Below are 23,452 nucleotides of genomic sequence, written 5' to 3' on the forward strand. Positions count from 1 at the left end.
GAGCGCTGACGGGGCTTTCCGGCATGGAAACCGCGAGGAATACGTGCAAAAGGAGAATATCCTTTTGAAAGTCCAACATTAGTTTGGCACGATATCTGCATTGGCATGGCCGAGCGGGTCTGGGACCTGCCACGGGGAGAAGCGGAGAGAAAGTTTCTCATGAAGAAGATCGAAGCGATCATTAAACCTTTCAAGCTCGACGAAGTGAAGGAAGCCCTTCAGGAAGTCGGATTGCAGGGTATTACGGTAACCGAAGCCAAGGGTTTCGGTCGCCAAAAGGGCCATACCGAACTTTACCGCGGCGCCGAATACGTCGTGGACTTTCTGCCGAAGGTTAAGGTGGAAGTGGTGCTCGCCGACGAAAATGCCGAAGCCGTGATCGAAGCGATTCGTAACGCGGCCCAGACTGGACGGATTGGCGACGGCAAGATATTCGTGTCCAACGTCGAGGAGGTCATCCGTATCCGCACAGGCGAGACGGGTGTAGACGCAATCTAGCCGGCTCGGCGTGACCGTTCATATCGTTACTGAAATCGAGGAACCTGTAATGACGAGCGCAAGCGAAATCATGAAACAAATCAAGGAAAACGACGTCAAGTTCGTTGACCTTCGCTTTACCGACCCGCGCGGCAAGCTGCAGCATGTGACGATGGATATTTCCGCCGTTGACGAGGACATGTTCGCCGATGGCGTCATGTTCGATGGTTCCTCGATCGGTGGCTGGAAGGCGATCAACGAGTCCGACATGGTCCTCATGCCGGACCCCGCAACGGTTCATATGGACCCGTTCTTCGCCCAGTCGACGATGGTCATCTTCTGCGACATCCTCGATCCGGTTTCGGGTGAATCCTACAACCGCGACCCACGCGGCACGGCCAAGAAGGCGGAAGCCTATCTGAAGGCTTCGGGTATCGGCGACACCATTTTTGTCGGTCCGGAACCAGAATTCTTCGTCTTCGACGACGTGAAGTACAAGGCCGATCCCTACAACACAGGCTTCAAGCTCGATTCGTCCGAACTGCCTTCCAACGACGACACGGATTACGAGACCGGCAACCTCGGTCACCGTCCGCGCGTCAAGGGCGGCTATTTCCCGGTCCCGCCGGTCGATAGCCTGCAGGACATGCGCTCCGAGATGCTGACTGTGCTCACCGAAATGGGCGTTGTCGTCGAGAAGCACCACCATGAAGTCGCATCCGCCCAGCACGAGCTTGGCGTGAAGTTCGACACGCTGGTGCGTAACGCCGACAAGATGCAGATCTACAAATATGTCGTGCATCAGGTCGCCAACGCATACGGCAAAACGGCAACCTTCATGCCGAAGCCGATTTTCGGCGACAACGGCTCAGGCATGCACGTCCACCAGTCGATTTGGAAAGATGGCAAGCCGACCTTTGCCGGTGACGAATATGCCGGCCTGTCGGAAAGCTGCCTCTTTTATATCGGCGGCATCATCAAGCATGCCAAGGCGATCAACGCCTTCACCAACCCGACGACCAACTCCTACAAGCGTCTCGTCCCTGGTTACGAAGCACCGGTCCTGCTTGCCTATTCGGCCCGCAACCGGTCGGCCTCCTGCCGTATTCCGTTCGGCTCCAACCCGAAGGCCAAGCGCGTCGAAGTGCGCTTCCCGGATCCGATGCAGAACCCCTATCTCGGTTTTGCTGCCATGCTGATGGCCGGTCTCGACGGGATCAAGAACAAGATCCATCCGGGCAAGGCCATGGACAAGGATCTCTACGACCTTCCGCCGAAAGAACTGAAGAAGATCCCGACCGTTTGCGGATCGTTGCGCGAAGCGCTCGAAAGTCTCGACAAGGACCGTAAGTTCCTGACGGCCGGTGGCGTGTTCGATGACGACCAGATCGACGCCTATATCGAACTGAAGATGACGGAAGTGATGCGCTTTGAAATGACGCCTCACCCGGTCGAGTTCGACATGTATTATTCGGCCTGACCGGCCGTATGACATGACCGCGGTGCACGCCGCATTGTGAAACGGCGGGGTCTTCCCGCCGTTTTTCGTTTCAAGTCCTCATGGCCGCTCGCGGCTGATATTTTATCTGTTTGGTGAAGCATGGCGCCTCAAACGAAGGCTGGTCCCGGCAGGCCGGTCGACTGGTTGATTTTTTCTCTCGTTCCGATCTTCTTTTCCAGCAACATGATTTTCGGCCGCGGCATTATCGGGGATGTGGCGCCCTATACGACGGCATTTCTGCGTTGGGCCGGATCAACGGCGATCATGTTGCCCTTCATCTATGCGGACCGCCGCGCCAGTGCGCTTTTCATACGCAATCATTTCTGGCTGTGGCTGCTGCTTGGCGGCCTCGGCATGGGCATATGCGGCGGTCTCGTCTATTGGTCGCTGACCTACACAAGCGCTGCCAACGGCACGCTGATCTACACGACCTCGCCGCTCTTCATCATCCTGTTTCAGTGGATGTTCGGCGGACGCCATATCGGCGGGCGCGAACTGGCCGGCATGATAGTCGCCTTTGCCGGCGTCATCTCCATCGTGCTGCGCGGAGATCCATCAGCACTGCTGCATCTCAGCTTCAATGTCGGTGACTTCGGCATTCTCGTCGCCGCCATCTCCTTCGCCATCTACTCCATCCTGCTGAAAAATTCGGCGCTTCAGCAGCTCTCGCCGCTGGCGCTGTTCGGCATTATCGCACTGTCGGGCGCACTCGTGCTGCTGCCTCCAAGCATCCTGGAATTCATCGACGGCGGGCCACTTCCCGATTCCGCTTCGGACTGGTGGAAGATTGCCGGGATGGTCGTCTTTGCCTCGCTTGCCGCCTTCTTCTGCTTCCAGCATGCGGTGCGCGTGTTTGGTCCGTCGACGGCAGGCATAACGCTCTATCTCATGCCGCCGGTCTCCATCGTCATGGCCGTCATTTTTCTTGGCGAGACATTCGAACCTTATCATGCGCTCGGCATTGTGCTTGTATTGGGTGGAGTCGTTCTCGCCTCTCTGAAAGGCAAAAGACAGATCGAGAGCAAACGAACGGAAGCGGACAGTTGACAGACTACATCTTGATGTTCGTGAATTTTATTCCCACATGATCTTGCGAAAGGACATCGCACCATGAAGCAGAAAAACGCAAAATTCATGATTGGGGAAGTTGTCCGTCACAAGGTATTCCCGTTCCGTGGCGTCATATTCGACGTAGATCCGGAATTTGCTAATACTGAAGAGTGGTGGAACTCAATCCCGATTGAAATCCGACCCAGCAAGGACCAGCCTTTTTATCATCTGCTCGCCGAAAACGACGATATGGAATATGTCGCTTATGTTTCGGAACAGAACCTGGAGCATGACGAAAGCGAGCAGCCTTTACGCAATCCGCAGATCTACCAGATCTTCGAACCTCGCGACGGCGGTCAGTTCAAGCCGAAGATGATTCTTGCGCACTGACGTCAATTGCGTCGATAAGCCGAAAATCCGCACATGCGAATTTGGATTGCTGACAAACCCCTGGCGTAAGCTGGGGGTTTGAGATTCTCGGAAACATGTCGAAGAGACATGTTTCCGAGAAGATGGCTTCGATATCCCATCTGGAGCCCCGCAGAACATCAAGCCGCGAGTGCCGCCCTCTCTCGTAACTCAGGCAAGTTCGCTCTCGTCGAACTTCGAGCGCGCAGCCTTTACCGACGAATGATTATTCTCGGCCCAGGCCAACACTTTCGACAGCGGTTCGAACAGCGAATAACCGAGTTCCGTCATGCGGTATTCGACACTCGGCGGCTTGGTCGGAAATACTTCGCGGCCGATATAGCCGTCGCGCTGCAGGTCCCGCAAAGTCTGGGTCAGCATGCGCTGCGAAATATCCGGCACCAGCCTGCGCAACTCTCCGAAGCGATAAGGTTTCTCCGCCAGCGCCTGCAGAATGAGCGTCGACCACTTGCCGGCGATCTGGTTCATCACATCGCGCACCGGGCAGTTTCCCGCATCCCATGTGGACATGTCGCATGGTTCTCCGGAAAGCATCGGCACACGCGCTCTGTTGTCCATACTGGTGGTTCCCTTTTGGTAACGATCTCCCTGAAATGTGCCTCCTTTACATATCCTGGTCAATTCCTATTCTAGTGCTAGTCTCTTTTTGAGACCAACAATCATGCCGCGCTGATCTGCCGGTATTGCAAGAGGAAACGACATGACCAAACTTCTCGTCACTGGCGCCGCCGGCCAACTCGGCCGCGCAGTCCTCAATCACCTCCTGGAGACATCGAAAGTGTCCGCAGGCGATATCGTTGCCGCGAGCCGCGATACGTCCAAGCTTGCCGATCTTGCATCCAAAGGCGTCGAAACCCGCAAGGCCGATTTCACCGACGAGAATGGCCTCGCCGCAGCCTTTGCCGGCATCGATCGTGTTCTGATCATCTCGACCGACGATCTTGCCACGCCGGGCGGCAGACTGAAGCAGCACAAGGCCGCGGTTGCAGCGGCCGTAAAGGCCGGGGTCAAGCATATCCTCTACACGTCCATGCCGAACCCGGACAAATCGCTGGTCAGCTTCGCGCCCGATCACCTCGGCACCGAGGAGGCCATCAAGGCGACCGGCATTCCCTACACGATCCTGCGCAATGCCTGGTATGGCGACAACTATCTGATGTCGATGCCGCACAATCTGGAAACCGGCACATGGTATACCGCCTATGGTGCGGGCAAGGTATCCAACATCAGCCGTGACGATTGCGCCCGAGCTGCAGCCGCAGCCCTTGCCAATCCGCCAACAGGCAGCAACATCCTCACATTGACCGGTTCCGAAAGCCTGACGGCCGAAGAGATCGCAGCGCTTGTATCCAAGGCAAGCGGCAAGCCGCTCAACATCGTGCATGTCACCGACGAACAGCTGGCAGGCGGATTGACGTCGGCCGGCCTTCCCGATTTCCTCGTCAGGATGCTGGTTTCGGCCGATGCCAATATCCGCGCCGGGAATTTCGATCTGGTGACCACCGACTACGAAACGCTGACAGGCATCAAGCCACAGGATCTTTCGGCTTATCTCGACAGCCAGAAGAACGCGCTTCTCGGAGCCCATTGAACTGAAAACAGCAACGTCGGCAGAGACACATGCTCTGCCGGTGTTACAAGATTTTCCCGCTCAGTGAGCCGCGACGGAAAAAGTATGATCGGAGATGACCTGATTGCGACCAGACATCTTGGCCATGAACAGAAACTGCTCCGCCGCATTGAGATAATTGTCGAACGTTTCCATACCGTGGATCTCGGCAACTCCGATCGATACCGTGATATTGAACATCTCGCCCTTCCAGCCGATCGCGCGTAACACCAGTTCCTGCCTCAGGCGATCGAAGCTTTCCGTTGCCAGGGCGACATCCTGCCCGACCAGAAGCAGCCCGAACTGGTCGAGGCCGAGATGCGCGACGGACATTTCAAGATCCGCTGAAAGGTGGAGGAGATTGGTGCCGAATTCCGAAAGCACATGAGCGGCACATTCGGATCCATGCAACTCGGAAATCCGGAAAAGCCGGTCTATGTCGACGATGGCTATGCTGCAGGCACGCCCGCCTTCGATGCATTCCGAAACGATAGGCTCGCCGAACCGATAGAAATCCTCGATGGACAGGATGCAACGGTCAGTCGCGGAAGCGGTCCAGAGACCTCCTGCCGCCCCACTTGTCGCGACCTGTTCGGAATAGTCAAACGAGTCCGGCTGCTCGCGTTTCTGACTGACGATATAAGGCATGCGGCACCTGGCTTCAGCGCTTAAGCGACATTCTTGATATCGCCGACGCTTCGAGCAGACCGCATCGAGCGGATCTGAATCAACGTGTCGAGGTTCTGGTTGACGCGACAATAGAACTCTTCATCGATGAACGGCCGCAGCATGAAGTCGTTGCCGCCCGCCTTCAGGAAACGGGCCGACAAATGCCGGTCAGACGAAGACGATACGCCGATGATCCGCAGCTCATGCGAACCGCGAACGGAGCGAATGCGGCGGGTAAGCTCGAAACCATCGATATCCGGCATGTTGTAGTCGGTGATGACCAAACCGATATCGTTGTTCTTTTTGAGGATCTCGAGCGCCTTTGCGCCGTTTTCAGCCGTGCTGACGCGGAAATTGTACCGCTTGAGACGGCTGGAGAGCAGTGCCCGCGCCGTCGGGCTGTCGTCGACGATCAGGACGTGGTGGCGATGGTTGGTCAGGAACCGGCACACGGATTCCGCCAGCATCTCGACCGCAAAGACATTGTCCTTGAGGATATAATCGACGATGTCCTTGGTCAGCAGCTTGTCGCGCGTTTCCTGGTGAAACGTACCTGTAAACACGACCGTCGGTATCGACAGGTCGATCAGGTATTCGAGCGCCTCGCCGTTTTCGGCGCCCGGAAGATTGATGTTGGAAATCGCCAGCATGATCGGATCGGTCGATCGGTCGTATGCGAGCTGAAGGTCTTCGAAATTGCGGCAAATCTCGACGTCGATGTCGAAAAGCTCCTTCAGCCTCATGCCGATCATAGATGTGAAGACGTTGGAATCCTCGGCCAGAAGAATGCGGGAATTGCCAAGTGACTCACCGGAATACTGCATCCCGGAAATACCAAGGAATGTCATTGTCGACCCTTACAAATAAATTCATGCCCCGAGCATATTTTTATTTGGCGCGATTTGCGGAACGGTTAACTCGCCGGCTCAATTCAGAACAAATCGAGCCGGGAGATCGTTCTCGTCATCTTTTAGGTCAATGAAACATGGCGATATATGCTTAACCGCCGTGAAATTTCTGCCGCAACTTCGCCGGACCGGTGGATCGTCATGCGCCTCCGCGAACGTCGGGTTCTTCCAGCAGGATCGGCGAGCCGCGATGATAGACGACCTCCGAACGGGGGAATGGTATCTCGACGCCCTGCTCACGGAATTGCTTCAGTATCTCGATACGGATGTCATTGCGGACACGCAGCCCTTCCGACATGTCGGCCAGATGGAAGCGCAGTTCGAAATCCAGAGAGGATCCACCGAACGCAAGAAACTCCACATGCGGCCCTGGATTTCGGAGGATTTCAGGCACTTTCTCGACGATGGCCAGAAGAATGGCCATGACCTTTTCGGGATCGCTCTCGTAGCTGACCGAAACCTTGATCTCCGATCGCTGTATCCGGTTCTTCAGGGTCCAGTTACCGACGGCCGCGTTGATGAGATCCGAATTCGGAACGATGATCGCCTGCTGGCGGAACGTTTCGATTTCCGTGGCACGCACCGAAATCCGTTTCACGATGCCTTCCGTCGTGCCTGTTACGACATGGTCTCCGACCTTGAAAGGTCGCTCGACCAGCAGGATCAGGCCGGACACAAAGTTCGACACGATGTTCTGTAGGCCGAAACCGATACCGACGGACAGGGCAGAAGCGACAAGAGCCAGGTTGGAAAGATTGATCCCTGCGGCCGACACGCCGATGATCACCGCCAGCCCGACGCCCAGATAACCAATACCGGTTTTCACCGAGTTGCGGACGCCGATATCGACATGGCTACGGGCAAGCACGTTGCCGTCTATCCATTTCTGGGCCCAACGGGTGACGATATAGCCCAGTGCGAACAGAAGCACGCCGCCGAATATGCCGACGATCGAGATCGAGATACTGCCGATGCGGAATTCCGTGAAGAAGCTGACAACCCAGGATTCGATGTCGGTAATCTGGAATCCCCAGGTGATCAGGATCAGCGGGATGCCGAGCGCAAGCGCGATGACATAGATCCCGAGACCGACGAGGAGCCCGGCCTGGTCAAGTCCGATCTCGCCGAAGCGATGCCGCTCGACCAGTCGCCGTCCAAGCGCCGTATCGTTGAAGGCGCCCCGTTTCGCAATCGCCTTGCCTGACAGAATCCCGATGTAGATGAGAGCAAGCACCGCTCCGGTCAGAACGATCTGTGTAGATGCGAAGCGCGCCAGGCCGACATATCCGGCGATGACGCAGAGAAGCAACAGGCCGCCCATCACCCGCAACGCGACGGAAAAGTAACGCGGCCAAGGGCGCCCCTGCCCCGTAGGATCCTCTCCCTCGGTCATAACCGGCCGAATAAAGGAGATGGCAATAAGAATGAGGCCAATCACTACCGAGGCAATCAGGCTCTTTGCGATCGTCAGCACCAAAGGGGAACCAAGTGCCTCGCTCACGGCGCCGAGCAGATAATCCAGCCCGTTGACGACGGCCATGGCGATGATCGCCAGGCTGAGAAGACGAGCCCCCCTGTCCGTGATCCTGACCAGCCTCCAGCCCGTTTCGTTCGGTGCGAGCGCTGCATAGGTCAGTTTCCAGACAAAATGTACGAACCAGACGAAGCCGAAGAACGTGGCAATCATCGGCGCCACGTCCGGGCGCAGGACATTGAAGCCTTCAAGGAACAAGTATGAGGTTATGAGAAAGGCAGCGAAACTCACGCTCTGCATCACCGTCGACCAGAACGTATAGGAAAGCCGTTTGATGTAGGCGGGATTTGCGCTGTCATTGCGTCTCAAAAACCTGCCGAAAAGCCGATATCCGCCCGCGAGGAAAAGAAAGGCGGCACCCACGGACAGGCCGATGGCGCCAAGCAGCGAAAACGCCTTGAAGCGCCAGACGAAGCTCGTCCAGCTTGCGATCGTCGACGAGAAATCCCGCATTTCGGTAATGAACGCATTGCCCGCATCGACGAAGACCTCGGGTGTCAATTCCGTGTGCCGGAACAGCGTTTGTGCAAACAGCGCTCGGCGAAGATTGGTTATCGTATTGGCAAGTTGCGTGGCGCTGTTCTGCAGATTGCCCGCGTCATCGACGATCAGGTTGAGCTGCGAACGCTCGTTCTGAAGCTTTCCTCTTTCCTCGGCCACAGCCGGTGCCTCTGCCGGCTGTCCCGTGGCAGGCGGCTCGCCAAGACTGGTGATGCGCCCCTGGATCTGCTCGACACGCACCTTCATCGCATCCGAGGCAACCCGCATATCTTCGACGATCGCTTCGGCTCTCACCCTGATGTCGGCGAGCTTCGCATCGTCATCGGCGGCGGTATTGACGCTTTCGCGAAATGCGCTGAGCTGCTGCCGCAACCCGTCCAGCTTGTCCTTCATCTCGATGTTGATCGAGTCGGCCGTGACATCCGTCGGGGCAGCCTGGTCGGTTTGCACCTGCGCGGATGGCTGCGCTGGCGGCTGGGATTGAGCCGCTGCGTCGTGAGCGAAGCCCGAAGAAACGGCGAGCGACAGGAGAAGGGCGATCGACATGCGCCCTCGGAAAAGATCAAGGAGTTCGCCGAGGCGGCGACCGAGGAAGAAGGATGGGTTCACTGTTCTCTCGTCTTGCTAACCGAATCGGTTCGCAAAATAGGACCTGTTCACGGCGAAGAAAAGGAATGTTGTATTTCTAATAAAGTGATCGGGAACCCTGGAACATTTTGGCGCGTTACCTGCCGCACCCCAAGGACGGGGTTATTGAAAGGGTAACGATATGGAAGACGCAGGTATCGGCTGGATTGCAGCCATCATCATCGGCGGCATTGCCGGCTGGCTCGCCGAAAAATTCATGAAGAGCGACATGGGCGTCTTCATGAACATTATTCTGGGTATCGTCGGCGCAATCATCGCCAACGCCATCCTTGGCGTATTCGGTGTCGTCCTCGGGGGCTGGATCGGATATCTGATCGCCGGCTTTATCGGCGCTTGCATTTTGATCGCAGTTGCCCGCGCCTTCAGACGCTGAAGAAATTCGATCCTTTTGTCGGCCGGCAGTTCCCGGCCGACAAAACGCTCCTAGGGCGCAAGCGCGATTTTCTGCGCATCGTGCCCCAGCATCTCCGCAAGCACGGCAACAACCAGATTATGGTCTTCTCGTTGCGGCAATCCTGAAACCGTCACCGCTCCGATACAGCCCACACCTGCGACGGTGATCGGGAAACTGCCTCCATGGGCGGCATAGTCCGTATCGGAGAGACTGAACTTTTCTTCCAGCGTCGCATCCTGCTGCGCCAACCGCAGTCCCACGGCGTAGCTCGAGCGAAGAAAGTGCAATACGATGTTCCGCTTGCGACGCACCCATCGGGCATTGTCCGCAGTCGACCCCGAAAGAGCGGTGTAAAACACCGGCATCGAATGCAGGGTCACATCGATGGCAACAGGCAGACCACGCTCACTCGCCAACCGCCTCAGCCGCTCCCCCAGCGCCCAGGCCTCGTCGCTATCGAACCTGTCGAAAACAAGCAGGCGTTCCTGCTCCGCGATTGCTGCGGTATCGTCTTCCAATGATGACATTCTATCCCTCCCAGAATTCGTCTGACAGCGCACGTCACGCTCGTCTATTCGCCTGCCGATTCCTGTTTTCGGGAAACGAAAGCAGCGAGTTCGTCGACAGCAAACCCGATCCGTTCGCGCAGCGCCGGAGAGACAATCTCGGAGCCCGAAAAATCACGGTTTGACGCGTAGATCGCCGTCGGAATCGTATGCGCCATGAAAAATCCGAACAACGGTCGCAGCTGATGCTCGACCATCAATGCGTGCCGCTCACCGCCACCCGTGGCAGCGATCAGAACCGGCTTGCCGCGCAATTGCTCCGGATCGATGAGGTCGATGAAATGTTTGAACATGCCGGGATAGCTGCCCTTGTAGGTGGGCGAACCGATGACGAGCAGATCTGCCCCGACCACGGCATTGAGTACCGCTGCCGCATCCGTATCCAGATCGGCTTGCGACTTCGCAAGACCCAGCGAGTCCCCCACGTCCGTGAGGTCGAAAACCGACTTTTCCAGATCATACCGGTCGGACGCGAGTTCCGCGATATGCTCGACCAGAGCGGATGTCTTGGATGGTCGACCGTAACTTCCCGAGAGCCCAACGAGTTTCAACTGCGTCATTCAAATATCCGTTTACCGACCACCAGCCATGGCATGGCATTTTATTCGACCTACCACTTCGACGACCGTCCGAAAAGGCATCGTGTTTGTTGCATTGTCACGCTGCACTCGCCGCCTGTGACTTGCTATTCCATCAGTTGATGAATGGACGAAAGCAATTCGTCATATTGGTAAGGCTTCGGCAGAAAAATCGTATTTGCGGGCAAGAGCATTGGATCAAGTCGCACGATGCCGGACGTGATGATGATGCCGATACCAGGCCGGATCGCCCTCACCCGCTGAACCAGCTGCAATCCGTCGATCGAGCCATCCATGTTGACGTCGGTGAAGACGATATCGATGTGAGGATTGTTTCGGAAAAGCACCATCGCTTCGTCGGCATTGGCCGCCTCAAGCACGTCATGGCCGACTTCTTCCAGCGCATCGAGTGTTGCAAATCGAACAACCGGCTCGTCTTCAACGACAAGAACTACGGCGTTTTGGGCTGCCATCTATCTCTCCCTGCCGCGTGAGCAAGCGGCAAAATATCAAATTGCCACATCCAAAAATCGAAATATGGCCGCCGATATAGGGGAATAGGCGGTCATCGACAAGGAGAACAAGCTTACCGGTGCCCGACTGTCATGCCGGAAACGGCAACCACCCACCCCGAAAACCGCCATAGGGCGCGGCAAACGGCAGCAATGGCAGGCGACAGGTCTTGTATGACGGGTAACGCGCTTGCTTTGCTCGCCTTTCGGGAATAACTCCCGAATTACGTCAACAAGCGCCCTCTGCTCTGCGGCCGAGAGCCTCGAACGACACTCCTGCATACCCTTCACCTAGACAATGATAACGGGCATAAAAGGTCACGCCTCATGATGGAATTGTTCACGGCTGCCGGCTTCATGGCACTCGTCGAGGTCATCGCAATCAATCTTGTTCTTTCCGGCGACAATGCGATCGTCATCGGGCTGGCCGCTGCCGGCCTGCCGGCACATATGCGCCAGAAGGCCATTCTCTTCGGCATTATCGCCGCCACGGTCCTGCGGCTGGTTTTTGCGGTCGTCACCACCTATCTCCTCGGCATTCCGGGGCTGCAGCTCCTCGGCGGTCTTCTGCTCGGCTGGGTCTGCTGGAAGATGTGGTCGGAGCTTCGCGTGGCTCAGCACGATGACGCTCACGGAACCGCCGACGGAGCAGCATCAACCCGCGCGCCCGAAAAGACGTTTTTCCAGGCCGCCATGCAGATCGTGCTGGCCGACGTTTCGATGTCGCTGGACAACGTCCTGGCCGTCGCAGGTGCGGCGCAGGGGCACTCTACGGTCCTGATCATCGGCCTTATCGTGTCGATCGCGCTGATGGGCGTTGCTGCGAATTTTGTCGCAAAGCTTCTTTCCCGCTTCCGGTGGATCGCCTATCTCGGCCTGATCATCATCGTCTACGTCGCTCTGAGCATGATCTATCATGGTTTCGACGAGGTGCTGCCGCTCATCTCCAACTATCTTTTCGGCGCCTGAGCAGATCATGGATCAAATACGGCCCGGCGGGCAGCGCTTGCCGGGCCTATTGGTTTTAAAGCGCCCGGGCAGCAGCCAGAACGTCTTCTGCATGGCCGGCGACCTTGACCTTCGGCCAGATCTTCGCCACCCGGCCTTCGGCGTCAATCAGGAATGTCGTACGTTCGATACCCATATAGGTCTTGCCGTACATACTCTTCTCCTTCCACACGCCATAAAGCTGTGAGACCGCGGTGTCCTCGTCAGATCCGAGCGAGATGGTCAACTCGCGCTTGCTGACGAAATTGTCATGCTTCTTCACGCTGTCGGCCGAGACGCCGACGACCGCAGCCCCCAGTTTCTCGAACTCCGGTTTGAGATGTGAAAAAGAGATCGCTTCGGTCGTGCAGGCGGTCGTGTCATCCTTCGGATAGAAATACAGGACCAGCGGCTTGCCGCGAAAGCTCGCCAGAGAAATTGCCCGGGCGCCATTTCCGGGCAGTGTGAAATCCGGCGCTTCGTCGCCGATGTTCAGGTTCGCCATGGTTTTCCTTTCTTTTGCCAGCATCTTGAGTGACTGTTATCGCCATGGGTATATACAGCCCGACGAGGCGTCCAGATCAGCGGTGGATGCGAAAAGGATGAGTTCTTCACTGAATGGCGGAAATAAGAGGAGAGAAGATCGATTTCGGCAGGAAGGACATCGTCCCACTGCACGAGCTTCCGTCCGCCCAGACCGAAGATCCCATTATCGTCCACTGCCCGCCGCACCGCACGAGAACCTGGCGTTTCTGCAAGACAGTGGCGCTTTTTGTCGTCCTCATCATGGTAGCTGTCGGCAGCGCCGTCTTCGCCATTGAAGGCGGCATCGTCGATGGCACGCTGACCAGTCGCGCCCAGTCTGCCCTGAACAACGCGATCGGCCCCCGCTACATCTCCAATGTCGGCTCCACAGCGATCCGTTTCGATTCGGATTTTCGTCTGGCGATCGAAGCGCGCGACGTTGATATCGTCGAGCGCGCGACCGGACAGCATTTGAGCCGTGCAGGCGCCCTGCGCATGGCTGTGGATCCGCTCGCCTTGCTCGGCGGGCGCATATCGATCAACAGCATAGCGGCACAGTCCATTCGGCTAGAGACCGCACAATTGCCCGAAGGCGATCCCATCGCACTTGCCAAGGTCAGGGTCGATGCCGTTCCTCAACTTCTGGAGCAGGCATTTCAGAGGCTTGATGAAGCGCGCGGCCTGATCGAACGAACCGGCACGGCATCCATCCGTCTCGCCGGCATCGAGATCGTCCTGCCCGCCGCACCTGAACGCTCGCCGACAGTTCTCAAGGTCAACGACCTTCAGCTGGCACGCAATGCTGAGGGGGAGATCGGCATCGACGGCACCATCAGCATCAATGATCGCAAAGCCAAGCTGACGGCCGCCTCCAAAACTGTCGATGGCGTGACGGCCGCCCTTTCCGCACACCTCTCCGGGCTGGAAGTCACACAGTTCCTCCTGAAGCGAACGGAAGACGGACAACCGCGAGAAGGCCTCGAAAGCTCCGTCGATTTCGACATGTCCGCCGAGCGATCTCGCGGCGATGCCCAGAAGCCGGCCATGTCGGCGACACTGACGAATTCGCCGGGCAATTTCTATTTCGACGGTATCCAGCAGACGTTCAGTGGCGCAACCATCAATGTCGCCTACGATTTTGCCAAGGACTCGATCGAGATCTTGAAGTCGGAGGCTAGTTTCGGCCCGACGATCCTCCCGTTTACCGGCGCCGTCATCGATCTGAACAGGTTGAACCAGAGTGATACGCGCCTCGGCTTCGGTCTCGATGTTCTGATTAGAGGCGGCAAAGCCATTGGTGCATCTCAGGGAGAACAGCCAGCGGATTTCGACCTCAAGGCGACAGGCCGATATCTTTCTTCTGACCGCCAGCTGGAATTTGACGAGATGACTGTGGCGAGCCCGCTCGGGCATATGGCCGCGGCGCTCAAGGTTCGTTTCGGCAAACAGTCTCCCGAGATCAGTTTCGGAGGCCAGCTTCCGCAGATGCAGGTGACCGGCATCAAGCAGCTCTGGCCCTTCTGGATGGCGCGCAAACCACGCGACTGGGTGATGGCCAATCTTTTCGGTGGCAACGTGACCAACGGAACGATTGCCGTCTTCATTCCCGCCGGTCGGATGAAAGGCCCCGGAATACCGATGGAGCTCGACGCCAACGAGCTGCAGATCAGCTTCGGGATCACAGATTCCCGCCTCAATCTACCGGGTGAAGTTCCGCCGCTGCGCGATCTGGCCGGAAAATTCTCGCTGAAAGGTGAGGACATGGTGGTCGATGTCAGCAAGGCGGCGTCCTATGCGCCGTCCGGTCGCGTCGTTTCCGTCGAAAGCGGACGCTTTGCCATTCCATCGACCTATGCAAAACCGTTGATGGCGGATCTCACGCTCAAGATCGCAGGCCAGGCGGACGCAATCACGGAGCTTGCCAATTTCGCGCCGATGAACGCGCTGAAGGGCACCAATTTCAAGCCTGGCGACTTTTCGGGAAATGCCAGAGCCGATATCCAGGCCCGCTTCGGACTGATCTCGGATCACCATCCGCCAAAGCCGATCTGGAACGCCCAGATACGTCTCGACGGGGTCAATCTGGCCACCCCGATGGAGGGGCACAAGATCGGCGGACTGATAGGGATGTTGGCTGTCGACAATCAGGCCGCCCGGCTTTCAGCGAACGGAACCATAGACGATATACCGGCCGAACTCTCGGTTACGGAACCGGTGGATGCCAATTCGACCGTCAAACGGGAACGCATCATCAAGGCCACACTGAACAATTCCCAGCGGGACAAGCTCGTTCCCGGGCTGTCGGATTTGGTCGATGGCCCGATCGTGGCTGAGCTGACGAGGCTGGATGAAAAGCGCCAGTCCGTCACGCTCGACCTGAGTCGCTCCTCCCTCACCGTCCCGTGGATCGGATGGACGAAGGGCAGCGGGATCGGCTCCAAGGCCCAGTTCGAAGTCTCGACCGGCGCTGCAAAGGAAATTGCCCTCAACGGATTCCAGCTGAGCGGCGATAGTTTCGGCGTCAAGGGTGACCTGCAGCTGTCAGACGGAGCCTTGAAGTCGGCGTCATTTTCTCACGTCCAGCTTTCGCCTGCCGACAACTACAGCGTCAGTGTAAAGCGCTCCAAGGGCGCATATGACATTGCCATTGGCGGTTCGAGCGTCGACCTGCGGCCGATCATCACGATGCTGCGCGCCAACAGCACCGGCGGCGGTTCGACGAAGGGTTCGGGTGATGGCGGCAGTGCCAGCTTACGTGCACAAGTCGATCGCGTCGTCGGTTTCAACGATGAATCGCTTTCAAATGTTGCGCTGAACTTCTCTTCACGCGGATCGAACATCGTGCGTGCCGACATGTCTTCAGTCACCGCAAGCGGACAGGCACTGGTGACGCAGATGTCGCGTGGCGACACGATTTCCGTCACCAGCGGCGATGCCGGAGCGGTCGCTCGCTTCACGGATCTCTATGACAACCTGAGGGCCGGCCTCCTGAACCTGAAGCTCAAGGCTCGCGGTAACGATTGGGTCGGTTCGCTCGATATCCGCAATTTCCAGCTCGCGAATGAACAGCGACTTCAGTCTCTCGTGTCCAGCCCCGTCGGACAGGATGGCGAGAGCCTCAATTCGGCGGTGAAAAAGGATATCGACGTCAGCTCGGCGCGTTTCCAGAGAGGTTTCGCCGCACTGGTTTACCGCGAAGGTGCGCTGTCGGTTGCCAATGGCGTCGTACGCGGCGAGCAGATCGGCGCCACCTTTCAGGGCAAGATCCGCGATGCGAACGGCAACATGGACCTCACCGGCACTTTCATGCCGGCTTACGGGCTGAACCGGCTTTTCGGTGAGCTTCCCCTGATCGGTGCGATCCTTGGAAATGGTCGCGACCGTGGCCTGCTCGGCATCACATTCAAGCTGGACGGCCCCTTTGAGAAACCTCGGCTGATCGTCAATCCACTCTCGCTCATCGCACCCGGCGTGTTCCGCCAGATATTCGAATTCCAGTAATGCAAAAGGCCGCTCGAAAGCGGCCTTTTATCAACTGCTTCGCTTCCGTCCGGCTCAGGCGGGACGAACCAGAATGTGCTTCTTCTTGCCGAGCGACAGCTTGATCACACCATCGGCGGTCACTTCGCCCGAACCGATGACTGTGCGCTCGTCGGAGATCGCAACATCGTTGATGCGCACAGCCCCGCCCTGGACATGCCGACGGGCTTCGCCGTTGGATGCAGCAAGGCCGGCCTTGACGATCAGCGCAAGCAGACCGATGCCGGCTTCGAGTTCGCCCTTCGCCACGTCGATAGATGGCAGGTTGTCGGCCAGAGCGCCTTCCTCGAAGGTCTTGCGCGCCGTCTCGGCTGCCTGCTCGGCATTGTCACGGCCATGCAGCATGGCGGTCACTTCGGTCGCGAGGATCTTCTTCACCTCGTTGATTTCAGAGCCGCCAAGCGCCGAAAGCCGGGCGATCTCATCCATCGGCAGCGTCGTGTAGAGCTTGAGGAAGCGCGAAACGTCGGCATCCTCGGTATTGCGCCAGTACTGCCAGAAGTCGTAGGCAGATAGCATGTCCGGGTTGAGCCAGACGGCGCCGTTCAGCGACTTGCCCATCTTGGCGCCCGAAGCCGTGGTCAGAAGCGGCGAGGTCAGCGCGTAGAGCTGCGGCGTCCCCATCCGGTGACCGAGGTCGATACCGTTGATGATATTGCCCCACTGATCCGAGCCGCCCATTTGAAGGCGTGTGCCGTATCGCTTGTTGAGCTCGACGAAATCGTAGGCCTGCAGGATCATGTAGTTGAATTCGAGGAAGGACAGCGACTGCTCGCGGTCGAGGCGCGTCTTGACGCTGTCGAAGGACAGCATCCGGTTGACCGAGAAATGACGGCCCACGTCGCGCAGGAATTCGAGATAGTTGATATCGCGCAGCCAGTCGCCGTTGTTGATCATCATGGCGTCCTTCGCACCCTCTCCGTAGGAAAGGTAATTGGCGAAGACGCGCTTGATAGAGGCGATATTGCTTTCGATCGTATCGACCGTCATCAGCTGGCGAGCATCGTCCTTGAACGACGGATCGCCGACCATGCCTGTACCGCCACCCATCAGCGAGATCGGACGGTGTCCGGTCTTCTGCATCCAGTGCAGCATCATGATCTGGATAAGTCCGCCGGCATGCAAGCTTGGTGCCGTCGGATCGAAGCCGATATAGGCGGTCACGGTTTCCTTGGCGAACAACTCGTCGAGACCTGCCTCGTCGGAGATCTGGTGAATGAAGCCGCGCTCATCGAGCGTGCGGAGGAAATCGGACTTGAACCTGGACATCTCTCTTCTCTGCGGATGTGTTTTTAGTTGCGAGACGGCGTCTAGCACCGTTTTTTCGCATAATCACTTCAAAAGTGATCCCGCCACCCGAAGAGCACCACGGGATTGCGAGGCAACGCTCCGCACATAAGGCTTCGTTAACCTTAAGGATGTGTAATCAGGCCATACAAGCATCGGATTTGACTCGCTTTTCAGGAGCATAACGTGGCCGACCGAGCCGAAAACAAGGTTTTTGGAAAACGGGCAGCGAATCACGTCCTGATTCTCGCAAGCGGCGAAAACATCCGCCACATGACCATTCGCCCCTGGATGATCGCCCTCACCGTCTGTTTCACCGGCATTCTCACGATCGGCTATCTCGGAGCGACATCCTATCTGGTGATCCGGGATGACCTGATCGGAGCGACGATCGCCCGTCAGGCCCGCATGCAGCACGATTACGAGGATCGTATCGCCGCGCTGCGCGCGCAGCTGGATCGCATCACGTCCCGCCAACTCCTCGACCAGCAAGTCGTCGAGAAGAAGGTCGAAAAGCTTCTCGAACAACAGGACGCGCTGTTTTCCCGTCACGGCAAGCTGGGTTCGCTTCTTGATCGCGCGGAGGAATCCGGGCTTCAGCCTGGCGCGGAAGCCCCGGCAGTCGATATTCCCGCCTTCGCGCCCGTAGGCGACGGTCGCCGGGCATCCTCGACCGGAGGGTCTGCGGCGATCGCCAAGATCCTGCAAGGCAGCGAGCCGTCCGCAAAATTGGATGTCGCCTCGACCATGGCCGGTACCAGTCTGCGTGAAGGCCCGGCCGATCGCGCCGACCGGATTTTCTCCAAGGTCACTTTGTCGCTCAAGACGCTCGAGAGCCAGCAGCTGACGAAGATCGCGAGCCTGACGACAGGAGCATCGGACGCGGCGAATGCGATCACCACGATCCTGCTGCGAAGCGGCGTCGATCTGGACCCTCCATCCGGCAAGGAAGGTGGTATCGGCGGCCCTTATGTCGAACCTCGCCTGCCGGGCAATCGTTTCGATACCTCTCTCGATGATCTCGATGCCGCCCTGACCCGGCTGGAAAGCGTGCGCGAGACAGCCCGTGACCTGCCCTTTTCCAATCCCGCCCCCGGACAGCCCGTCACCAGCCGGTTCGGAAACCGGGTCGATCCCTTTCTTGGTCGTCTGGCACTGCATGCCGGTATCGATTTTGCTGCCCAGACCGGCGACGATGTAAAGAGCACGGGCGCTGGAAAGGTCATCGCGGCCGGTGTCGTCGGCGGTTATGGCAACATGGTCGAGATCGACCATGGCTACGGCATTTCCACACGTTTCGGCCACCTTTCCAAGATACTGGTCAGCGTCGGAGACGAGATCAAGACCGGCGACGTGATCGGCCGCGCCGGGTCGACCGGGCGGTCCACCGGGCCGCACGTTCACTACGAAGTGCGACGAAATGGCCAGGCGGTCGATCCCATGCATTTCTTGAATGCCGGCATGAAGCTCACCACTTATCTCGAGTAGGAAGCTTCGTCATTCACGCGGCGTATCGCCGCGAGGTTACTTTCATTCACCAAAACGACGGCCACCCCAGCTGGTTTTCTTGACTTTCCGGCATTTTGGTCATATGTCGCGCCCTGTTGTCGCCCCATTTGCGCGTAGCGACGGATCATGTTCTTCTTGAACGGAACGGAATAGTATTTCCATTGACCACTTTTGCTGATCTTGGCCTGAGCCAGAAAGTTCTCAACGCCGTCACCGACGCCGGCTACACGATCCCCACGCCTATCCAGGCCGGAGCGATCCCGCATGCGCTGCAGCGACGGGATATCTGCGGTATTGCGCAGACCGGAACGGGCAAGACAGCATCCTTCGTCTTGCCGATGCTGACGCTTCTCGAAAAGGGCCGTGCGCGGGCACGCATGCCGCGAACCCTCATCCTTGAGCCGACCCGCGAACTCGCGGCCCAGGTTGCCGAGAACTTCGAGAAATACGGCAAGAATCACAAGCTCAACGTCGCCCTTCTGATAGGCGGCGTTTCCTTCGACGAGCAGGATCGCAAGCTCGAACGTGGCGCCGATGTGCTGATCTGCACGCCCGGCCGCCTTCTCGATCATTGCGAGCGCGGCAAGCTGCTGATGACCGGCGTCGAAATCCTGGTGATCGACGAAGCCGACCGCATGCTCGACATGGGCTTCATCCCGGATATCGAACGCATCGCCAAGATGATCCCGTTCACCCGCCAGACCCTGTTTTTCTCGGCCACCATGCCGCCGGAAATCCAGAAGCTAGCCGACCGCTTCCTGCAGAACCCGGAACGCGTCGAAGTCTCCAAGCCCTCCTCGACGTCGAAGACCGTGACGCAGCGCCTCGTCGCAGCCCATGGCAAGGACTATGAGAAGCGCGCCGTCCTGCGCGACCTGATCAAGGCCCAGGACGATCTAAAGAACGCCATCATCTTCTGCAATCGCAAGAAGGATGTGGCCGATCTTTTCCGCTCGCTCGAACGCCACGGTTTTTCTGTTGGCGCGCTGCACGGTGACATGGACCAGCGCTCGCGCACGACCATGCTGGCCGGCTTCAAGGATAACCAGATCACGCTGCTCGTGGCATCCGACGTCGCCGCCCGCGGCCTGGATATTCCCGACGTCAGCCACGTCTTCAACTTCGACGTTCCGATCCATGCGGAAGACTACGTTCACCGCATCGGCCGTACCGGCCGTGCCGGCCGCTCGGGTCGCGCATTCACCATCGTCACCAAGTCCGACTCGAAATATCTGGACGCGATCGAAAAGCTGATCGGCGAAAAGATCGAATGGCAGAATGGCGATATTGCCGCCCTGCCCGCCCCCATGGAAAGCCACGAAAGCGATCGCAGCGGACGCAAGAGTGGTGGCCGGGAACGTGGCGGCAAGGACCGCAGCCGTGGCAATCGCCACGAACAACCGGCAGCAGTAGCAGCGGCAGCACCGCAGCAGGAAAAACAAATCGTCACGGAAGAGGCAAGCGTGGAAGCAGTTCTGGAAAATACGAAGTCGGAGCGTCGCACCGACCGGAAGAATCAGCCTGCCAACAGCCGCGGCCGGGAACGCCGCCCGAACCCTGCCAATGACGACAACCGTGATCGCCGTCGCTATCGCGACCACGATGACGGCCCGACCCCGGTCGGTTTCGGCGATGATATCCCCGCCTTCATGCTGATCGTCGCCAACGCGGCGAAGTAATGTCCGCTCTCGCAAAACCGGGCCAGGATTTCCCTGGCCTTGGCGTTGGCCTGGTGATCCGCCGGGCCGACGGCAAGGTGCTTGTCTGCCGACGCCTGAAGGCGCCGGAAGCGGGCCACTGGAACATCGTCGGCGGCAAGGTCGACATGATGGAACAGGCCGAGGATGCCGCTCGTCGGGAAGCCGAAGAAGAGACCGGCCTGAAGATCGGCAAGATCAACTTTCTCTGCGTGATCGAAGGTATCCTTGAAGAAGAAGGCCAGCACTGGCTTTCCCTGATCTATGTGACCGACGATTTTTCCGGAGAACCGGTTCTCACCGAACCGGAAAAACATGCCGACCTCATGTGGATCGACATGAACGAGCCACCCGCTCCATTGTCGGTGTTCTCCTCCCAAGCTTTCGAGCTGCTGAAATCCCATTAAAAAAGCCGTCTCGGTTTTCCGAAACGGCTTCTCTTGATTGAAAAAACACACAATATCGTCGGATGCTGTCGTCGGCCCGGCAGGTCCCGGACCACATCCCCCATTACGAATGCAGAATATCTGCGTGTCAGCATTCTTCGCAATACGCGAAATCTCGCAGTTGCAAAGAAATCCGATCAGGTGTCGCGATTGACTCGCAAGGCAGCCTCAAAAGCCATCGTCACCCAATGACGCAACTCATCGGTATCGTCGAGCGCGACATCGGGTATCGAACAATAGGGCATCAGCACCGGCTTGCCCCTCTTGCCTTCATAGGACCATTGAACGGCGCCTGCAGCCTTGAAAGCCGGAGCACTTGTCTCATCCGCCTTCAGCAAGATCTCGTCGCGCAGATCAATGGCGACGATCAGCCCCTGATGATAGATCCCCTTGCCACCGAACATGCGCCGGATCGAGACCGGTCCAAGATCTTCGAACATTTCCTCGATCGCAGCATTGTCCATAATCACCCTCGAACTCTTCAGGATGCCTCCTGCAGCGAATACCGCCTGGAGCACGTCAACATGGATATAATTGAATCTCTTGCCGAAGCCACGACGTCATCGACATCCACGCCGATCGGTTCCCAGAATTGCAACAACATTAGCCAACTCATGAAAACCGCCGCTATTTCCCGCAGAAAACCAATTAGCACCTCCTGATCCTGGGAAAATCAAGCGACATCATAAGCCGACTACCGAAATTGATTGATACTGGTCGAAAACTCCAGATGCCTCGTCCCCTACGGATTATCAGGATGCCGCAATACCCTTGCAATCGGTGTCACCGATCCATTGCATCTGGATTTGACTGGATAAGTGTCGGAATTCCGCTCACGATCATGCTACATTTGGGGCACGAACGGCAAAAGACGGGAAAAAGCTTGGACGCTCTCACCCTTGCGGGTTAAAGCTGCGGCGAACACGGCATCAAGGAAAAGCATGCGTTCCCTGCGTCTCGATCTAGCCGTCCTGCTGACGGCAGCGACCTTTGGATATGTTGCTCCGGCAACAGCGGTCCCAGCCGCGACCATCGGCGTCGTCGCCCCTAAAACAGGGCCTTACGCACTGCTCGGCACGCAAGCATTCGAAGGTGCACGCGCTGCCGCGGAATCGACCGGCGATCGGCTCGTTGAAATCGAAGAAACATGCAATGAGCCCGGCGGCGCTGCTGCCGCCAAGGCCCTTGTCGATGCGAAGGTCTCGATCGCGATCGGATTTCTATGCGTTGAGACGCTGACCTCTGCCATGCCGATACTGGCCGGCAGCAAAATCCCCGCCATTACCATCTCCGTCCGCTCACGCATTCTCATGGAGGATGCCCTGCGCAATGGCTGGCCGCTGTTTCGCATGGCACCGTCCGAATCAGCCGAAGCCGATAAAATCGCTGAAGCGATCGTCAGTCGCTGGAAAGCCGAGCCGATAGCCTTCATTGATGACGGCACCATCTACGGGCGCGAACTCGTCAGCGCCGTCCGCCAGAAGCTCGAGCCACTCGGTATCACGCCGGTTTTCACCGATACGCTCCGGCCGGGCCAGGAACAGCAGATCGCATTGGTCAGGCGCCTGCAGAAAGCCGGCGCAACCCATGTTCTGGTCGGCGCGGACCGTAACGACGTGGCGATCCTCGCCCGCGATGCCGCCAGCGAAAATATGCCGCTGACCGTGCTCGGCGGCGATGCCATGAAGGCCGCCAACCGGCCCGTCGCTCTTCGCGATGGCGTTCTGGCCGTGACGCAGCCTCCCTACCAGACACTGCCGGTTGCCGGACAGGCAGCTGCATCGCTGAAAAGCCGAGGCATCGAGCCCGAGGGCGGCGTGCTTCCCGCCTATGCGGCAACCGAACTGGCCAGTCAGGCAGCTTCTTCCGCCGGTACCGATCCGGCAAAGCTCCTGTCCGCGCTGAAGGCGCAGCGTTTCGAAACCGTAGTCGGGCAGATCCAGTTCGATACTGGCCACGAACTCGCAGACAATCCTTACCGACTGCTGGAATGGCGCGGCAACGAATTCCTCGCGCCTGCCTCCGTGACCGAGTAGCGATTGCGGCAGACGCCCTGGAATGCTAGTCGGCAGACGACACAGGAGA

At 58.0% G+C, this 23,452-nt stretch carries 22 protein-coding genes; 12 read left to right on the forward strand and 10 right to left on the reverse strand.

The window, feature by feature from the left end; translation table 11 throughout:
• The first annotated feature begins 159 nt into the window (after positions 1-159).
• From FHP24_RS18045 to hspQ, 4 genes are all read left to right on the forward strand, one after another.
• Positions 160-498, forward strand: a complete 339-nt coding sequence (locus FHP24_RS18045; RefSeq protein ID WP_003515720.1) for a P-II family nitrogen regulator — start codon at positions 160-162, stop codon at positions 496-498.
• 49 nt (positions 499-547) lie between these two features.
• The gene (gene glnA / locus FHP24_RS18050; RefSeq protein ID WP_139677636.1) at positions 548-1,957 is read left to right on the forward strand and encodes a type I glutamate--ammonia ligase; all 1,410 of its coding nucleotides are present in this window, start codon (positions 548-550) and stop codon (positions 1,955-1,957) included.
• Between the two features lie 120 nt (positions 1,958-2,077).
• Positions 2,078-3,025: a DMT family transporter gene (locus tag FHP24_RS18055; protein WP_139677637.1), complete on the forward strand. Its 948-nt coding sequence runs from the start codon at positions 2,078-2,080 to the stop codon at positions 3,023-3,025.
• A 63-nt stretch (positions 3,026-3,088) separates the two neighbouring features.
• The gene (gene hspQ, locus FHP24_RS18060; RefSeq protein WP_139677638.1) at positions 3,089-3,418 is read left to right on the forward strand and encodes a heat shock protein HspQ; all 330 of its coding nucleotides are present in this window, start codon (positions 3,089-3,091) and stop codon (positions 3,416-3,418) included.
• 189 nt (positions 3,419-3,607) lie between these two features.
• Here the strand turns inward: hspQ and FHP24_RS18065 are convergent, their stop codons facing one another.
• The gene (locus FHP24_RS18065; RefSeq protein ID WP_139677639.1) at positions 3,608-4,015 is read right to left on the reverse strand and encodes a winged helix-turn-helix transcriptional regulator; all 408 of its coding nucleotides are present in this window, start codon (positions 4,013-4,015) and stop codon (positions 3,608-3,610) included.
• Positions 4,016-4,157: 142 nt separating this feature from the next.
• On the opposite strand from FHP24_RS18065, the gene FHP24_RS18070 reads away from it, so the two are divergent.
• The gene (locus FHP24_RS18070) at positions 4,158-5,048 is read left to right on the forward strand and encodes an SDR family oxidoreductase (RefSeq protein ID WP_139677640.1); all 891 of its coding nucleotides are present in this window, start codon (positions 4,158-4,160) and stop codon (positions 5,046-5,048) included.
• 60 nt (positions 5,049-5,108) lie between these two features.
• Here FHP24_RS18070 and FHP24_RS18075 read toward each other — a convergent pair whose 3' ends face one another.
• The 3 genes from FHP24_RS18075 to FHP24_RS18085 form a co-directional block, all read right to left on the reverse strand.
• A complete protein-coding gene (locus tag FHP24_RS18075) occupies positions 5,109-5,714 on the reverse strand; it encodes a diguanylate cyclase (RefSeq protein WP_139677641.1) in 606 nt (201 codons plus the stop codon).
• A gap of 20 nt (positions 5,715-5,734) precedes the next feature.
• A complete protein-coding gene (locus tag FHP24_RS18080; RefSeq protein WP_139677642.1) occupies positions 5,735-6,583 on the reverse strand; it encodes a response regulator in 849 nt (282 codons plus the stop codon).
• Positions 6,584-6,782: 199 nt separating this feature from the next.
• Positions 6,783-9,287: a mechanosensitive ion channel family protein gene (locus FHP24_RS18085; protein WP_139677643.1), complete on the reverse strand. Its 2,505-nt coding sequence runs from the start codon at positions 9,285-9,287 to the stop codon at positions 6,783-6,785.
• A gap of 160 nt (positions 9,288-9,447) precedes the next feature.
• On the opposite strand from FHP24_RS18085, the gene FHP24_RS18090 reads away from it, so the two are divergent.
• A complete protein-coding gene (locus tag FHP24_RS18090; RefSeq protein WP_139677644.1) occupies positions 9,448-9,699 on the forward strand; it encodes a GlsB/YeaQ/YmgE family stress response membrane protein in 252 nt (83 codons plus the stop codon).
• A 50-nt stretch (positions 9,700-9,749) separates the two neighbouring features.
• Here the strand turns inward: FHP24_RS18090 and FHP24_RS18095 are convergent, their stop codons facing one another.
• The 3 genes from FHP24_RS18095 to FHP24_RS18105 form a co-directional block, all read right to left on the reverse strand.
• Positions 9,750-10,247, reverse strand: a complete 498-nt coding sequence (locus FHP24_RS18095) for a heme-degrading domain-containing protein (RefSeq protein WP_139677645.1) — start codon at positions 10,245-10,247, stop codon at positions 9,750-9,752.
• Between the two features lie 44 nt (positions 10,248-10,291).
• Positions 10,292-10,846, reverse strand: coding sequence for an FMN reductase (msuE, locus tag FHP24_RS18100; RefSeq protein ID WP_139677646.1), 555 nt, complete (start codon positions 10,844-10,846; stop codon positions 10,292-10,294).
• Positions 10,847-10,971: 125 nt separating this feature from the next.
• Positions 10,972-11,337 carry a response regulator gene (locus tag FHP24_RS18105; RefSeq protein WP_139677647.1) on the reverse strand — a complete coding sequence of 122 codons (366 nt, stop codon included), beginning with the start codon at positions 11,335-11,337 and terminating at the stop codon, positions 10,972-10,974.
• 369 nt (positions 11,338-11,706) lie between these two features.
• Between FHP24_RS18105 and FHP24_RS18110 the strand changes: the two genes are divergently transcribed.
• Positions 11,707-12,345, forward strand: coding sequence for a TerC family protein (locus FHP24_RS18110; protein WP_139677970.1), 639 nt, complete (start codon positions 11,707-11,709; stop codon positions 12,343-12,345).
• A 55-nt stretch (positions 12,346-12,400) separates the two neighbouring features.
• On the opposite strand, the gene bcp is transcribed toward FHP24_RS18110, so the two are convergent.
• Complete coding sequence (bcp, locus tag FHP24_RS18115) at positions 12,401-12,868, reverse strand: thioredoxin-dependent thiol peroxidase (protein WP_139677648.1); 468 nt, start codon at positions 12,866-12,868, stop codon at positions 12,401-12,403.
• 113 nt (positions 12,869-12,981) lie between these two features.
• Between bcp and FHP24_RS18120 the strand changes: the two genes are divergently transcribed.
• Positions 12,982-16,389: a YhdP family protein gene (locus FHP24_RS18120; protein WP_139677649.1), complete on the forward strand. Its 3,408-nt coding sequence runs from the start codon at positions 12,982-12,984 to the stop codon at positions 16,387-16,389.
• Positions 16,390-16,443: 54 nt separating this feature from the next.
• Here the strand turns inward: FHP24_RS18120 and tyrS are convergent, their stop codons facing one another.
• Positions 16,444-17,697: a tyrosine--tRNA ligase gene (gene tyrS, locus FHP24_RS18125; protein WP_139677650.1), complete on the reverse strand. Its 1,254-nt coding sequence runs from the start codon at positions 17,695-17,697 to the stop codon at positions 16,444-16,446.
• Between the two features lie 204 nt (positions 17,698-17,901).
• On the opposite strand from tyrS, the gene FHP24_RS18130 reads away from it, so the two are divergent.
• From FHP24_RS18130 to FHP24_RS18140, 3 genes are all read left to right on the forward strand, one after another.
• Positions 17,902-19,203 (forward strand): M23 family metallopeptidase, encoded by a 1,302-nt coding sequence (locus tag FHP24_RS18130; protein ID WP_139677651.1) that lies wholly within the window; start codon positions 17,902-17,904, stop codon positions 19,201-19,203.
• Positions 19,204-19,385: 182 nt separating this feature from the next.
• Positions 19,386-20,903 (forward strand): DEAD/DEAH box helicase, encoded by a 1,518-nt coding sequence (locus tag FHP24_RS18135; RefSeq protein ID WP_139677652.1) that lies wholly within the window; start codon positions 19,386-19,388, stop codon positions 20,901-20,903.
• Positions 20,903-21,328: an NUDIX domain-containing protein gene (locus FHP24_RS18140; protein WP_139677653.1), complete on the forward strand. Its 426-nt coding sequence runs from the start codon at positions 20,903-20,905 to the stop codon at positions 21,326-21,328. The genes FHP24_RS18135 and FHP24_RS18140 overlap by 1 nt, the downstream gene beginning before the upstream one ends.
• 176 nt (positions 21,329-21,504) lie before the next feature.
• Here the strand turns inward: FHP24_RS18140 and FHP24_RS18145 are convergent, their stop codons facing one another.
• Complete coding sequence (locus FHP24_RS18145; protein WP_139677654.1) at positions 21,505-21,831, reverse strand: TfoX/Sxy family protein; 327 nt, start codon at positions 21,829-21,831, stop codon at positions 21,505-21,507.
• Between the two features lie 477 nt (positions 21,832-22,308).
• Between FHP24_RS18145 and FHP24_RS18150 the strand changes: the two genes are divergently transcribed.
• The gene (locus FHP24_RS18150) at positions 22,309-23,403 is read left to right on the forward strand and encodes a branched-chain amino acid ABC transporter substrate-binding protein (protein WP_139677655.1); all 1,095 of its coding nucleotides are present in this window, start codon (positions 22,309-22,311) and stop codon (positions 23,401-23,403) included.
• Positions 23,404-23,452 lie beyond the last annotated feature (49 nt).

It is taken from the genome of Aliirhizobium smilacinae (assembly GCF_006335145.1).
In the GTDB taxonomy this organism is placed as follows: domain Bacteria; phylum Pseudomonadota; class Alphaproteobacteria; order Rhizobiales; family Rhizobiaceae; genus Neorhizobium; species Neorhizobium smilacinae.